This is a genomic window from Ruegeria sp. A5 (genome assembly GCF_056543005.1).
The window spans coordinates 1-13,830 of sequence record NZ_JBQGAV010000014.1; the positions used below are offsets into that span (position 1 = coordinate 1).

At 59.4% G+C, this 13,830-nt stretch carries 12 protein-coding genes and 1 riboswitch; of the genes, 10 read left to right on the plus strand and 2 right to left on the minus strand.

Going from position 1 to position 13,830, the window contains the following annotated elements; all coding sequences use genetic code 11:
* The first annotated feature begins 199 nt into the window (after positions 1–199).
* Positions 200–412, plus strand: a riboswitch (cobalamin riboswitch).
* A gap of 76 nt (positions 413–488) precedes the next feature.
* Entirely contained in the window at positions 489–1,172 is a 684-nt protein-coding gene (locus ACR0AY_RS20470; protein WP_170512128.1) for an energy-coupling factor ABC transporter permease, read from the plus strand.
* A gap of 105 nt (positions 1,173–1,277) precedes the next feature.
* Here ACR0AY_RS20470 and ACR0AY_RS20475 read toward each other — a convergent pair whose 3' ends face one another.
* Positions 1,278–1,517: a transglutaminase-like cysteine peptidase gene (locus ACR0AY_RS20475; RefSeq protein WP_480454534.1), complete on the minus strand. Its 240-nt coding sequence runs from the start codon at positions 1,515–1,517 to the stop codon at positions 1,278–1,280.
* A gap of 257 nt (positions 1,518–1,774) precedes the next feature.
* Between ACR0AY_RS20475 and ACR0AY_RS20480 the strand changes: the two genes are divergently transcribed.
* Complete coding sequence (locus ACR0AY_RS20480) at positions 1,775–3,025, plus strand: aminotransferase class V-fold PLP-dependent enzyme (RefSeq protein WP_170511586.1); 1,251 nt, start codon at positions 1,775–1,777, stop codon at positions 3,023–3,025.
* A gap of 21 nt (positions 3,026–3,046) precedes the next feature.
* Positions 3,047–5,491, plus strand: a complete 2,445-nt coding sequence (locus ACR0AY_RS20485) for an FAD-dependent oxidoreductase (RefSeq protein WP_170511588.1) — start codon at positions 3,047–3,049, stop codon at positions 5,489–5,491.
* A gap of 16 nt (positions 5,492–5,507) precedes the next feature.
* Here the strand turns inward: ACR0AY_RS20485 and ACR0AY_RS20490 are convergent, their stop codons facing one another.
* Positions 5,508–6,395, minus strand: coding sequence for a LysR substrate-binding domain-containing protein (locus ACR0AY_RS20490; RefSeq protein ID WP_170511590.1), 888 nt, complete (start codon positions 6,393–6,395; stop codon positions 5,508–5,510).
* A 203-nt stretch (positions 6,396–6,598) separates the two neighbouring features.
* Here ACR0AY_RS20490 and ACR0AY_RS20495 point away from each other — a divergent pair, with 203 nt between their 5' ends.
* From ACR0AY_RS20495 to ACR0AY_RS20525, 7 genes are read left to right on the plus strand one after another with little or no spacing between them, the layout of a single operon-like run.
* Positions 6,599–7,954 carry an MmgE/PrpD family protein gene (locus tag ACR0AY_RS20495; RefSeq protein ID WP_170511592.1) on the plus strand — a complete coding sequence of 452 codons (1,356 nt, stop codon included), beginning with the start codon at positions 6,599–6,601 and terminating at the stop codon, positions 7,952–7,954.
* 16 nt (positions 7,955–7,970) lie between these two features.
* Positions 7,971–9,212, plus strand: coding sequence for an FAD-dependent oxidoreductase (locus ACR0AY_RS20500; RefSeq protein WP_170511594.1), 1,242 nt, complete (start codon positions 7,971–7,973; stop codon positions 9,210–9,212).
* Position 9,213: 1 nt separating this feature from the next.
* The gene (locus ACR0AY_RS20505; RefSeq protein WP_170511596.1) at positions 9,214–9,477 is read left to right on the plus strand and encodes a sarcosine oxidase subunit delta; all 264 of its coding nucleotides are present in this window, start codon (positions 9,214–9,216) and stop codon (positions 9,475–9,477) included.
* On the plus strand, positions 9,477–10,010 hold the full coding sequence (locus ACR0AY_RS20510; protein WP_480454535.1) for a 2Fe-2S iron-sulfur cluster-binding protein: 534 nt from the start codon (positions 9,477–9,479) through the stop codon (positions 10,008–10,010). Before ACR0AY_RS20505 ends, ACR0AY_RS20510 begins: the two co-directional genes overlap by 1 nt.
* The gene (locus tag ACR0AY_RS20515) at positions 9,971–12,313 is read left to right on the plus strand and encodes a glycine cleavage T C-terminal barrel domain-containing protein (protein ID WP_480454536.1); all 2,343 of its coding nucleotides are present in this window, start codon (positions 9,971–9,973) and stop codon (positions 12,311–12,313) included. The genes ACR0AY_RS20510 and ACR0AY_RS20515 overlap by 40 nt, the downstream gene beginning before the upstream one ends.
* Positions 12,314–12,315: 2 nt before the next feature.
* Positions 12,316–12,864, plus strand: coding sequence for an aminomethyltransferase family protein (locus tag ACR0AY_RS20520; protein WP_170596374.1), 549 nt, complete (start codon positions 12,316–12,318; stop codon positions 12,862–12,864).
* On the plus strand, positions 12,861–13,826 hold the full coding sequence (locus ACR0AY_RS20525) for a D-2-hydroxyacid dehydrogenase (RefSeq protein ID WP_170511600.1): 966 nt from the start codon (positions 12,861–12,863) through the stop codon (positions 13,824–13,826). Before ACR0AY_RS20520 ends, ACR0AY_RS20525 begins: the two co-directional genes overlap by 4 nt.
* Positions 13,827–13,830: the final 4 nt, after the last annotated feature.

Consider the following 13,830-nt stretch of genomic DNA (forward strand, 5'->3'; position numbering starts at 1 on the left):
CACAAGTTGAATGTATTTGCATCGCATTTTTGCGATCAAATTTGAGTCTTAAAGCCTCTAGCAGCTAGAGCTTCAAGAGGTTTCAGGTAACGCTTGGTTTACCCTGTCGATCAAGTGACCGGTTGCGTGAATCCTGCTTCGGTCGAGTTTACATTGGAATAGGTCGCAAAGACAATTGACACAGGCGAAGCCGCCATTGTAGCGGTGATTTGTTTTCGGTTCCTGATGGCGGAAGCCAAAAGGATTAAAAGGGAATACGGTTCGGTGCTTTCAATGGCGCCAATTCCGTAACTGCCCCCGCAACTGTGAGCGGAGAGCGATGCCAAGACACCACTGGTTCGTAATGGAACCGGGAAGGTTGGCGGAGCGAGCACCCGCGAGTCAGGAGACCTGCCGTAAAGCGCCGGGCTATGCCCAGACTGAACCTGTCGGCCTTGTGGTCGATTCAACCTGACAAGCCGCCGGGTGAGGCGGTAGGGAGAAAGAACATGCATATCGAACCGGGCATCGTGAATGGTGCCAAAATCGCGCTTTCCTATGTTACCGCCGCAGGTGCGGCTACTTACGCAGCGAAAGAAACGTTTTCCACATTGCGTGCGAATGGACCTGCATCTTTTGTTATGCGCTCGGTGCTCGCCACCGTTGGGGTTTTCCTTTTCTTCGAAGTCCTGCCGCATTTCCCGGTTGGTGTCTCTGAAGTCCACTTCATCCTGGGGTCGACGCTGTTTCTGCTTCTCGGTGCTGCACCCGCGGCTTTTGGATTGGCAGCTGGTCTCCTGATTCAGGGTGTGTTTTTTGCCCCGTTCGATCTTCCGCAGTACTTCATCAACCTGACCACTCTGCTGGTGCCGCTATTTGCGCTACAGGCACTGGCCAGCCGCATCATCGCACCCGGCACAGCATATGTTGACCTCAAATATGGCCAAGCTCTTGCCCTAAGTGCGACGTATCAGGGAGGAGTAGTCGCATGGGTTGGGTTCTGGGCCTTCTACGGCCAGGGTTTCGGCGCAGAAACCATGGCGTCGGTTCTGTCCTTTGGCGGCGCTTATATGCTGGTAATTGTCATTGAGCCGATTGCTGATCTGGCAGTGCTTGCGGCAGCCAAGGCAATGCGCGGTTTGAACAGTACAGGTCTGGTGACTCCGCGTTTGTACAACGCTGCGAAAACTTGACCAAAGTTTGAAGCGGTGTCCTAAACTTGGGTTGCCGCGAAACAACCAATAGTCGCAGGACCAAAATTTTATTGTGGCGCGTCTCGAGGGCGCGCCACATTGTTTTTAGCCGCTAGAAACCTGTACCCAACGATCAGGGTGATTTGGGTCCTGTATTCGTAGGAAAAGATACCTCGTTTCCTTCCACGATTTGATCCTGTTGGTGACACTGTCCAGAATCAAATCGCCATCACTCGAGCGACAAACTAGAACAGCATGGCCACTGCGATTGGTGTCCAAGTCGGTAGCAATCAGTAGCTTCGCAGGATCCAAGCCGTCCTGCATTAGCTCAAACTTCTTTTGCAAGGCGATGTCTCTAAAGCGACGCTCAGGTTACAGACCGTCGGCCTGACCAGCGGTTTCGCAACCGAGCGAAGGCATGCGCGAGGGTGTGATCGGGCCGACGAAATTGAAATTCGCGAACCATATTGTTCTTGTGGCTGAGCTCTCTTGGCTCGATGGTCTCAATTTCCACCCACAATGCCCCAAGTTTTTTTGTGAGTAGTTTTGCAAAAGGGCGCATATATCTTGCCAGAATGACATTTTCGCAGGAATGGTTCCCGATGACCAAGATCACTCCAGAATTGCTTGAACAAATCCGTGCCCGATTTGCGCAGGTTGACCACTGCCCGCAGCAGGGACCGCGTATTTTCTTTGAAAACGCGGGTGGGGCGCTGACGCTGAATTCGGTTGTGGGCACCTCGCAGGCTTATGCTGCGATCCCTGACAATCAGGGCCGCGACAACCCGGGAAGTCACGAACTGGTGCGGGTAATCAACAAGGCCAAAGAAGATATGGCCGTGTTCATGAACGCCCCCGGTGGCCAGTTCTTTGTCGGTGAAAGCGGGACCGAGCTGCTGTTTCGTTTGATCATGAACGCCTGTCTGGGCACCGCCACTGGTCGGGTACTTGGCACAACGCTGGAACATCCCGCGACCCGAAGCGCTTGCACGCGTTGGGCCGGGGTGGCCGGGCAAGATCATGTTCTGGTGGTCCATGACGACGCCACAGGCACCGTCACCGCAGATGCTTATGCGGCGCAGGTAACGCCGGACACAAAGGTTGCGACTATCGTGCACACCTCGCCGGTGACCGGTATGGGCGTGGATGTAGCGGCTGTGGCTGCCGAGATCCGCGCCGTTGCGCCCAATTGCTTCATCATAATCGACGGTATCCAGCACGCCGCGCATGGCCGGATCGACCTGACCGCCTATGATGTCGATGGCTATGTGATCTCGCCCTACAAGGTGTTCTCGCGCCATGGTTACGGGGTGGCCTGGATTTCTGACCGGCTGACCAAGCTGCCACATAACAGCTTGATCGACGGCCCCGCCGACAATTGGGAAATGGGGACGCGCGATACCGGCTCTTACGCTACAATGTCTGACGTAATCAGCTATTTCGAATGGTTGGGCGCACAGGTCAGCGACGCCACCGACCGGCGCGCAAAATTCGTTGCTGCCGGAGAGGCGATCCATGAGCAGGAAAAAGCGCTGACTGATGCGATGATCCACGGAACCGGCAACCTGCCCGGGCTGGCCGAGATGGAGAAGGTGACCATTCTGGGCGGTGTCGATAACCCAGCACGCGAGGGGCTGGTGTCACTGCAGGTCGAGGGCGTGCCGTCGGTCGATGTGGTCAAGCAACTGAACGAACAAGGCATCCGTACGCATTTGCGCAAGGCCGATCACTATTCGGGCAACATCCTCACACCGCTTGGCATGGACAGCTGCGTGCGTGTTTCGATGTGCCACTACAACAGCGTCGCCGAAGTGGCCCAGTTTCTGGGTGCAATGAAAACCATCGCCGCCTGAGGCATTTGAGAGGGTAAGCACATGAAAACGCATGCGCAAGCGGTTGTAATCGGCGGCGGCCTAGCCGGCTGTTCAATTCTGTATCATCTCGCCAAGTTGGGTTGGACCGATGTGGTCCTGCTAGAGCGGGACGAACTGACCAGCGGCTCGACCTGGCACGCGGCGGCCAACATTCATGGGCTGCATGACAACAACAATATTACCCGCATCCAGCACTATACGATGAATCTGTATAAAGAGCTGGAACAGGAAACCGGTCAAAGCTGCGGTGTGTTCCAGCCAGGTTCGCTCTATTTAGCGCAAACCGAAGAACGTGAGCATCAGCTGCGCCTGCAGGAAGCCAAGGCTAAATTTTATGGTTTGAACTTCCACGAGGTCAGTCGCGAGCAGGCCAAGGAACTGCACCCGCTGGCGCAGTTCGACGATATCCGCTGCATCATGTATGAACCCGATGGCGGCAATGTGGATCCCTCGGGCGTGCCCCACGCCTATGCTGCCGGTGCCCGCGCCATGGGAGCAACCATAGAACGGTTCTGTCCGGTGCTAGGTACGGATCAGCAACCCGACGGGTCTTGGATCGTGCGTACCGCAAAGGGCGATATTCACACGCAATGGGTGGTGAATGCCGCTGGTCTTTGGGGCCGCGAAGTTGCGGCGCTGGCGGGGCTGACTCTGCCGTTGCAACCGACCGAGCACCAGTACTTCGTGACTGAATCCATCGAAGAAGTTGCCAATCTGGGCCGTCGCCTTCCGTCAATTGCAGACCGGGATGGCGAGTACTATTTCCGTCAGGAAGGCAACGGATTGCTGATCGGGGCCTATGAGAAGGACATGAAGTTCTGGGCCGAGGACGGCACGCCGCTGGACTTTGCCCATGACCTGTTCCCCGACGATTTGGATCGGATCATGGAAAACGTGATCCGCGCTACCGAACGTGTGCCAGTTGCCGCCACCGCAGGGGTCAAACGGGTGATCAACGGGCCGATGATCTGGTCTCCGGACTCCAGCGCCTTGTGGGGTCCGGTGCCCGAACTGAAGAACTATTTCCTCTGCGGCGGACTGATCCCGGGTTTCTCGCAATCGGGTGGTCTGGGCCTGCTGGCGGCGCAGTGGATGATCGAGGGCGAGCCGCAATACGACATGTTTGCATGGGATCTGGCCCGCTTCGGCGACTGGGCCGACAAAAAATTCACCAAGGCACGGGTTGAGGACCAGTATACCCACCGTTTTGCCATCCACTTCCCGAACGAGGAGCGTAGTGCAGGTCGCCCCGCCCGAGTCCGCCCTGCCTATGAAATGCAGAAAGACATGGGCTGTGTCTTTGGTCTGAACTGCGGCTGGGAGCATCCCCTATGGTTCGCCGATCAGCCCGGCGTGCAGGAAACCAACGGCTTCACACGCCAGAACTGGTGGGAGCCGGTGGGACGTGAGGTACAGATGCTGCGGGAGAATGTGGGCGTCATCGACATATCGAATTTTGCGAACTACATCATCAAAGGACCCGGTGCGCAAGATTGGCTGGATCGCTTGGTCGCCAACCGCGTACCGACCGTGATTGGGCGGTCTTGCCTGACGCCGCTGATCTCTGTCCGTGGCGGCGTGGCTGGAGATTTCACCATAACCAAGGTGGCCGATGACGAATACATGATGATCGGATCGGGCATGGCCGAGCGCTATCATCAACGCTTTTTCAACATGATCGACCTGCCAAAGGACACAACCTTCGAAGTCGCCACCGACCGCATAGCAGGGTTCAACGTCGCCGGTCCGAAAGCGCGTGACCTGCTGCAGCGGCTGACCAATGCAGACCTGTCGAACGAGGCGTTCCGCTTTATGCGCTCGGCCACAATCGAGGTTGCAGGTGTCACCTGTCTGGCCATCCGCGTCAGCTTTACCGGCGATCTAGGGTGGGAGTTGCACTGCGCCGAAGAAGATCAGACCCGCCTGTACGCTGCGCTGCTGGATGCGGCCAAGCTGCTGGATGGCGGCCCCGTTGGCGGCCGCGCGCTGGGGTCGTTGCGGATCGAAAAAGGTTATGGCTCATGGGGCCGTGAGTATTCGCAGGAATACTGGCCGCAAGAGGTCGGGCTGGCGGGCCTGATCAAGCTAGACAAGGATTTCCTGCACAAGGATGCGTATCTGTCGGTCAAGGACAACGCCGCGCGCGAAGTGCTGTCAATCTTCGAGGTCGAAGTCTCCGAGGATGCCGACGCTACCGGCGGTGAGCCGATTTTTACCCCGGATGGTACCCCGGTTGGCCGCGTGACATCCGGTGCATACGGCTATTCGGTCGGCAAATCGCTAGCGCTTGGCTATATAAGTCCTGAGGTCGCGCAATCTGGTGATACGGTCGAAGTGTTCATCCTTGGCAAGCCCCATAAAGCGAAAATCCTGTCCGAGCCTCCTTTTGACCCGGATGGAAACCGCCTGCGTGATGTTAAACCGGCACTGGAAGGGGCTGCCTGAGCAGCCCCGTTGCAGGTCAGCGGTTCATGCTGGCGGCGGCGTTTAGCAGCCAGTCCTGAAACAGCCTGACCGACGGTGAAACGGGTTTTTCCTTGAGACGCACGAAATAGGCCCAGGGGCTGTCCAAATCGAATTCGAACGGTTCGATCAGCAGCCCCCGGTCCACATAAGACCCGGCCAAAGAGCGGGGTAGAGCGACGCAGCCCAACGACTGCGCCGCCATCTCCATTGCCAGATTTGAAGCGTTGGTCCGCAGCCCTTCCTTCTGGTTCAGGTCTGCCAGATCAAAATGACGTGCGACCCGTTCCCAATAAGCTGGACGACCCAAAATATGGATCAGAGGTGCCTCTTGCAGTTGCGCCGGATCGGTCAGCTGCGCGCCATTGACTGTGAATTCGGGCGCACACACGACCGCAAGCTTTTCGGCCCACAGCTGCCGTGCGCCCACCGTCACATCGTCAATATGATTGACCGTTATCGAAATGTCCGAGACGTTCGGCTCGACATCAATCCAGACGGTGCCGTGTACCGTCAGGTCGATATCCGGGTGCTGGTAGCTAAAGCCCCGGATTACGTCCGGTAGCCAATTCTCGGCCAGGCTGACCGGGCAAGACACGACGACTTTGCGGGTGTGTGACCGCTGGATGACCGATTGTGTGGCCACGTCAATCTCATGCAGAGCATGCCGCACTGAAGGCAGATACGCCTCGCCCACGTCGGTCAGCGACAATGACCGGGCATGGCGCACGAACAGAGGCCGCTGCAAAAACTCTTCGAGCGAACGCACATGGTTGCTGACGGCCGATTGGGTGCAGTTCAGCTCATCTGCCGCGCTGGTAAAGCTGAGGTACCGGGCGGCGGCCTCGAAGGATCGCAGGAAGATCAGGTGGGGCAGGTTCATCATGGCGACATATTCCTGGGCGGGCGGATGGGTGGTGCGCCGGGAATCCTGTTTCGCGGCGGGAATTGATCTGGTTCATATGCTACAATGGAGCGGAGCCAAAGCTACAAATTTTCCGGGGCCATTGCCCTCGTATTGTTTTCGTGCTGCGATGGGCAAACACACTTAGGTTTTGGCCGAACCCGAAACCTCATCTGTAGGGCATCGTGACCAACACATTTCAAACTATCGCAAAGTTTGCGCTAAATCGAAGGGTGCAGGATTTCCCCGACAGCGCGCTCGAAGCGGCAGCACTGATGCTGCTGGACACGCTGGGGATCACCATCGGGTCCGGACCGATGCAGGCCGGTCAGATCGCGCGTGACAGCGCAGTGGCGCTTTACGGTGCGGGCGATCCGGGCCTTAGCGCACGGATGCTGTTCGATGGCCGCAAGGTTAGCGTTGCCGGCGCGGCTTATGCCGCTGCGACTCAGACCGATAATCTGGATGGCCATGACGGCTATAACCCCACCAAGGGCCATATCGGTGTTGCCGTTGTGCCGGCTCTGGCGGCTTTGGCGGAAACGGTCGCGGATTTTTCCGGCCCCGAGGCGTTGGCGACCGTAACTATTGGATACGAAATCGCCGGGCGCGCCGGGATTTCGTTGCATGACACAGTCAGCGACTACCACACTTCCGGCGCATGGAACGCGTTGGGAGTTGTGGCCGTTGCCGCCCGTCTGCGCGGGCTGAGCGCAGAACGGATGCGGCAGGCCATGGGCATCGCCGAATATCACGGGCCGCGCAGTCAAATGATGCGCGAGATTGCCAACCCCACCATGCTGCATGACGGCTCGGGCTGGGGCGCGCTGGTGGGTGTATCCTCGGCAGTGCTGGCCGAGAAGGGATTTACCGGCGCGCCGGCGATCACCATAGAGGCGGATGAGGTCGCGCATCACTGGCGGGATCTGGGCAGCTTCTGGCAGATGGAAAATCAATATGTGAAGCCCTATCCGATCTGTCGTTGGGCCCATGCAGCGATCGACGCCACCAGGGCGCTGATGCGTGAATATGGCCTGTCTCATCAGGACATTGCCGCGATTCAGGTGAACACTTTCCACGAAAGTGCCTGCCTGTTTCAGGGTATGCCGGATGACACTTCGAAGGCGCAGTATTCGCTGCCCTTCGCTGTGGCGACGATGGTCGCGCACGGCCGTATCGGGGTCGAGCATATCACCGGCGCGGGCCTCTCCGATCCGCTGGTCGCGGCGATTGTCGACCGTATCTCGGTGGCCGAGACCGCGCGCCATTCCGACCGCTTTCCTCAAAGCCGCGTTGCTGATGTCGTCATGACCTTGACGGATGGGCGGGAACTGGCGTCGGGCGACGTCCACGCGCGCGGCGGGCCCGAGGCACCCATGGACCGTGACGACGTGATTGCCAAGTTCATGGAGTTCGCCACTCCACCGCTGGGGGTCAGCCGTGCCGCCGCCATACGCGACGCGGTTCTGGGGTTGCAGTCGCCGGACGCCAAATTCTCGGATCTCGGCGCGCTGATTTATGACGCCGCTGACAACCGCTGAAATCAGGACAACAAAAATGCCGCTAAGGCTGCTGAAATACGGGCTATCCGCCGATTACCCTGTCACCGGAGACATTCCGGCCACGCCAGAGCTTAAATCCAGTTACGATGTGGTCATCGTAGGTGGTGGCGGCCACGGACTGGCCTGTGCCCACTACCTATCAAAGTATCACGGCATCACCAATGTGGCTGTGCTGGAAAAGGGTTATCTGGCGGGCGGCAACACCGCGCGGAACACCACTACCATCCGCTCGAACTACATCACCAAAGAGGGCATCGCGTTCTACAAGGAAGGTGTGCAGCTTTACGGGGAGATGAGCGAAGAGCTGGATTTCAACGTCATGTTCAGCCAGCGCGGTCAACTGACGCTGGCCCATACCGAGGCGACGCTACGCTCGTTCCATCTGCGGGCCGAGATGGGTAAACACGCGGGCACCCGGATCGAGGTCGTTGATGCACAGACGGTCAAGGACCTGTCCCCGCATCTGAATATGGATGAGGGCGGGCCGCTGGAAATCATCGGCGGTTTGTGGCACGCCGATGGAGGCACTGCGCGGCATGATGCGGTGGCCTGGGGCTATGCAGCGCAAGCCAGTAGGCGCGGGGTGGAAATTCATCAACGTACCGAGGTTGAAGGGTTCGACGCTGCCGGCGGCAAGATCACAAAAGTGCGCACCAATCGCGGTGATATCAGTGCCGGGCAGGTGATGATTGCTGTCGGGGGCATGAACTACGATATGGCGATGAAAGCCGGGGTAGAATTGCCGATCCGTTGCTATCCGTTGCAGGCGATGGTCACGCAGCCGCTGAAACCGTGGCTGCACACGCTGGTCAGTTCGGTCAGCCTGCAAACCTATCTGGTGCAGTCATCGCGAGGCGAGATCGTGATCGGCGGTGGCTCGGACCCTTATCAGCTGTATTCCACCCGCTCGACACTGGACATGAAAGAACATCTGGCCGAAGGCGCGGTACATTTGTTCCCGTTCCTGCACGGGGTGCGTCTGCTGCGACAATGGGCCGGGATTACCGACATGACGCCCGATTACTCACCCATCATGGGTGCCAGCCCATTGTCCAACCTATGGCTAGATTGCGGTTGGGGCACCTGGGGGTTCAAAGCCACTCCGGTGGCGGGCAAGTACATGGCGCAGTCCATCGCCAACCAGAAGGTCGCGCCGATACTCGAACCCTTCACAATGGAGCGTTTCGCCACCTTTGATCTGCTCAATGAAATGGGCGCAACTGCCGCGAGCCACTGACATGAAGATCCTGATCTGCCCGATGAACGGGCCCCGCAATATTAATGAATTCCAGAGCTTCGGCCCCCTGCGCGCCAACCCCGACCCGGATGCAACCAGCGATCAGGACTGGGCACGTCACCTGTTCCGTGCCAACAATTCACGTGGAACGCTGGTGGAATGGTGGCGGCACGTGCCCTCGAACTATTTCTTTCTGGCCGAGCGCAACGCCACCACGAACGAGGTGATCCGCACTTTTGACCCCTCAGAGCTGGAGCAAAGGTGATGGCCCGACTTCCCGCACCCTGGGGCAACAGGATCAATCGAGATGCGCCGGTATCGTTCGGCTTTGAAGGGCAGGCGTTTCAGGGATACGAAGGTGATGTGATCGCCTCGGCTTTGGCCGGGCAGGGGAAGTGGATGCTGTCGCGCTCGTTCAAATACCACCGACCGCGCGGTGCGATGTCGATGGCGGGCACCGAGGCCGATACGCTGGTGCAACTGCCCTCGGACCCGAACGTGCAGGCCGACCGGCATCCGATTTCGGCAGGGCTGCAAGTTAAGGCGCAGAACGTCAACGGATCACTGGCGCGAGACCGCGACGCATTCATGGACAAGCTGGGGCGATTCATGCCGGTGGGGTTCTATTATCGCACCTTCATGGGCCCGACGCGCAATAGCTGGCTGAAACTGTGGGAGCCGCTGATCCGCAAGAAGGCGGGGCTGGGCGTTCTGGATATCAACGCACCGCATGAAGACTACGAAAAGGCCAACCTGTTTTGCGATCTGCTGGTCGTCGGCGCGGGCTGGCCGGGTTGACCGCCGCCATCGAAGCCGCCGAAGCCGGGGCTGACGTCATCCTGGCCGAGCAGGAGCCGGTCTTGGGCGGTGCGCTGACCTATGGCCGCGATGCCGACAGGCTGTCCGACCTGCTGGCGAGAGTGCAAAGCCTGCCGAACCTCCGCATCATGACCGGTACAGTGGTGAACGGCTGGTTCGAGGACAACTGGCTGCCGCTGATCCGGGGCAACAAGCTGTTCAAGACGCGCGCGCGCGAGGCTCTGCTGGCCACCGGCTGCATCGAACAGCCCGCGATCTTCCGAAACAATGACCTGCCGGGCAACTTGCTGGGCACTGGTGCGCAACGGCTTATGCGGCACTATGGTGTGAATCCGGGCAAGCGCGCGGTGGTTCTGGCCGCCAATCTCGACGGTTATCGGGTGGCGCAGGATCTGTTGGACGCAGGCGTAGAACTGGCGGCGGTGGTTGATCCGCGCCCCGGCGGCAGCGGCGGCGAGCTTGGCCAGCTACTGTCAACAAGGGGGACGCGTGTCATTCACGGCACCGTGGGCGAGGCGCGTGGCAAGACCCATGTTACCGGCGTAAAGGTCGGCGGCGACTGGATGGATTGCGATCTGTTGGTGATTTCGGTCGGCTATGCGCCAATGTGGCAACTGCCCTGTCATGCTGGCGCGAAACTTGGGTACAATGAAACGGCGGCGCGGTTTTCCCTGTCTCTGCCAGACGCTCCGCTGGGCATTGCCGGGGGTGTTGCCGGAGTCTTTGCGCCTGATGCGGTGGTAGCCGATGCGCAACGCGCGGCACAGACGGCGTTGACTCGTCTGGGGCTGCCAACCCGCGACATCGCGCAGGTCGAAGATGTCGAGGCTGCGTTGACGAATTTCGAACCTGCAATCGCCGGGCATCCCAAGGGCAAGGATTTTGTCGACCGGGACGAGGATATTCAAATCAAGGACCTGCAAAACGCGGTTAAGGAAGGCTATCGCGAGTTGGAGCTGATCAAGCGCTTTACCACCGTCGGTATGGGGCCGTCACAAGGGCGGCACTCGGCGCTGGCCACCGCCCGGGTGGTGGCCAAGGCGACCGACCGCACCATCGGGCAGATCGGCGTGACTACGGCCCGTCCGCCCTTTGGCCCCGAAACGCTGGGCGTGCTGTCCGGTCATCATCACCCGGCAGACAGGCGCACAGCGCTGCATCACGAACATATCCGGTTGGGGGCGGACATGCGCCCGGTCGGAGCGTGGTGGCGGCCTTATTTCTACGGCCCCAAACAAGACGCCAAGCGCCTCATCGAAGAAGAGGTGCATGCGGTGCGCAATGGGGTCGGCGTGCTGGATGTTTCAACTCTGGGCGGGCTCGAGGTGCGTGGCCCGGATGCGGGCGAATTCCTCAACCGCATTTACACCATGGCCTACAAAAAGCAGCCTGTGGGCCGTTGCCGGTACTGCCTGATGACAAACGAAATGGGCACGGTGATCGACGATGGCGTGGCGTATCGACTGGCCGAGGATCTGTTCTATGTCACCGCCACCACCGGGGCCGTGGCGCGGGTTTATTCGGATATGTTGTTCTGGAATGCGCAGTGGCGGTTGGATGTGGATGTGCTGAACGTCACCTCGGCCTTCTCGGGCTTCAACATTACCGGTCCCAAGGCGCGCTCCGTAGTCGAAGCGCTGGACAGCGACATCGATTTCTCGCGCGATGGCTTTGCCTATCTCGACGGACGTAGCGGCATGGTGGCCGGGGTGCCGGTGCGCGCCATGCGGATTGGGTTCACCGGCGAGTTGAGCTACGAGCTGCACTGCCCCACCAGCTATGCCCACACCCTGTGGGATGCGGTGATGACGGTGGGTCACGCGCACGAGTTGCGCCCTTACGGGCTGGAAGCCAGCCGGATTCTGCGGTTGGAGAAAGGCCATATCCTGATTGGTCAGGACACTGACGCGCTGACCTCGCCCGATGAGCTGGGATTCGAATGGGCGATCTCGAAGACCAAGCCGTTTTTCGTGGGCAAGCGCTCAACCGAGATGCGCCGAAACAAAGGCCTGCCGCGCAAGCTGGTCGGGCTGACATTCGACGGGCCAGATGTACCGGGGGAAAGCTGTCTGGTACTGAGGGACGATGTACCGGTGGGGCATGTGACCTCGGTCCTGTGGTCGCCGACGCTGAACACTCATATCGCGCTGGCATATGTGCATGGTGATGACGCTACGCAAGGATCGCAGGTCAAAGTGAAGTGCCGCAATGGCAAGCGCGTCGTAACAACTGTGCGCGGCCACACCTTTTTTGATCCTGAAAACAAACGGCAGGAGGTGTGATGATGCGAACCTATCCGCTTGATCCAAAGGGCGCTGCTGAAGGCACACCACTGGTTTCCGGGCAGATTATCGTGCAGGACCTGACCCATACGCCGCGTTTTGGCCTCAAGGGCCGAGGCACCGTGGCGTTTTTGCAATCGCAGGGCCTGAAGGTGCCAGACGTCAACGAAACCGCCGATGGCCTTCTGCGTCTGGGTCAGGAAGAGGTGGTGGTACTGGATGCGCCTGCCGACCTGTATGCCCGGTGGCAGGTCGCCGCCACGCCAAAGGGCTATTATTCCTGGCGCGAGGAAACCTGGGCCATGATGCACCTGACCGGCCCGCGCCTGTTCAATCTGCTGGCCAAGATTTGCCCGGTCGACCTGTCGCCCGGTGCCTTTCCAGTGGGAAAGATCGCCCAGACCCGCGTGGGCTATGTCGAGGCAATCACATGGCGCAACGACCGCAAAGGTGTGGGGTTCGATGTCCTTTTCGACATCGCCGCCACTGCTTTTTTCGCCAACGCGGTAGCCATTGCCAGCGCTGAGTTCCAACCGGAGGTACCCGCATGAAATCCCCCACCGTGATCTTGCACACCGATAACCCCGACGCTGCCCGTGCGGTTCTTGCTGAAGGTCATCCCGATCTGCCGATCCACACCTGCGACAGCTATGAGGCGCTCACGGGTTTGATCGAGGATACAGGAGCTGAGGTTGTATATTCCGTTCGCTTTGCGGGCACCCCCGGCTTTCCACGCGCAGCACTGGTCGAGAACCCGCAAATCAAATGGGCTTCGGTCGGCGGCTCGGGCACCGATCACCTGAACCCTTGGAACCCTGATGAGGTAACGGTGACAAATGCCGCCGGGGTCGCCGCCGATATGATGGCACAATATGCGCTGGGGGCGATGCTGCATTTCACGCTGGATTTCCCGGGCTTTCGTGCCGCGCAGGCGCGGCGGGACTGGATCGGCGGCAAAGTCGAGCCCATCGACAGCAAGACGGTGCTGATCATCGGCCTTGGCAAAACCGGAGAGGCTGTTGCGGCACGGTCCAAAGCCATGGGGCTGAACACAATCGGTGTACGGGCCCGCCCGAAACTGACCCCCAACGTGGACGAGGTACACGGGATGGAGGTTTTGCCCGATCTCTGGCCACGCGCTGACTTTATCGTCGTTTGCGTACCACTGCTGGACAGCACGCGCGGTCTGGTCAGGGCGGAGGCCTTCGCCGCCATGAAACCGACGACGGTGATAATCGACGTCTCGCGAGGTGGGGTAATTGACGAAGCACCTCTACTGGCCGCGCTGGAACAGAACCGGATCAGAGGCGCGGCGCTGGACGTGTTCGTTACCGAACCGCTGCCTCAGGGGCACAGGTTCTGGGAACTGGACAACGTGATCGTCACACCGCACTGCAGCTCGGTCTATGACGGCTGGGATCTGAAATCGGTCCGCATGTTTTCCGAGAACCTGATGCGCTATCGCAAGGGCGAGGTGCTGAACAACATCGTAAATCCACAACGGGGATACTAGGTCA

Excerpts from the sequence above, each read along its gene's own strand:
- ACR0AY_RS20470 (WP_170512128.1), top strand. The coding sequence starts at position 489 with ATGCATATCGAACCGGGCATCGTGAATGGTGCCAAAATCGCGCTTTCC.
- ACR0AY_RS20480 (WP_170511586.1), top strand. The coding sequence starts at position 1,775 with ATGACCAAGATCACTCCAGAATTGCTTGAACAAATCCGTGCCCGATTT.
- ACR0AY_RS20485 (WP_170511588.1), top strand. The coding sequence starts at position 3,047 with ATGAAAACGCATGCGCAAGCGGTTGTAATCGGCGGCGGCCTAGCCGGC.
- ACR0AY_RS20490 (WP_170511590.1), bottom strand. The coding sequence starts at position 6,395 with ATGATGAACCTGCCCCACCTGATCTTCCTGCGATCCTTCGAGGCCGCC.
- ACR0AY_RS20500 (WP_170511594.1), top strand. The coding sequence starts at position 7,971 with ATGCCGCTAAGGCTGCTGAAATACGGGCTATCCGCCGATTACCCTGTC.
- ACR0AY_RS20505 (WP_170511596.1), top strand. The coding sequence starts at position 9,214 with ATGAAGATCCTGATCTGCCCGATGAACGGGCCCCGCAATATTAATGAA.
- ACR0AY_RS20510 (WP_480454535.1), top strand. The coding sequence starts at position 9,477 with ATGGCCCGACTTCCCGCACCCTGGGGCAACAGGATCAATCGAGATGCG.
- ACR0AY_RS20520 (WP_170596374.1), top strand. The coding sequence starts at position 12,316 with ATGCGAACCTATCCGCTTGATCCAAAGGGCGCTGCTGAAGGCACACCA.
- ACR0AY_RS20525 (WP_170511600.1), top strand. The coding sequence starts at position 12,861 with ATGAAATCCCCCACCGTGATCTTGCACACCGATAACCCCGACGCTGCC.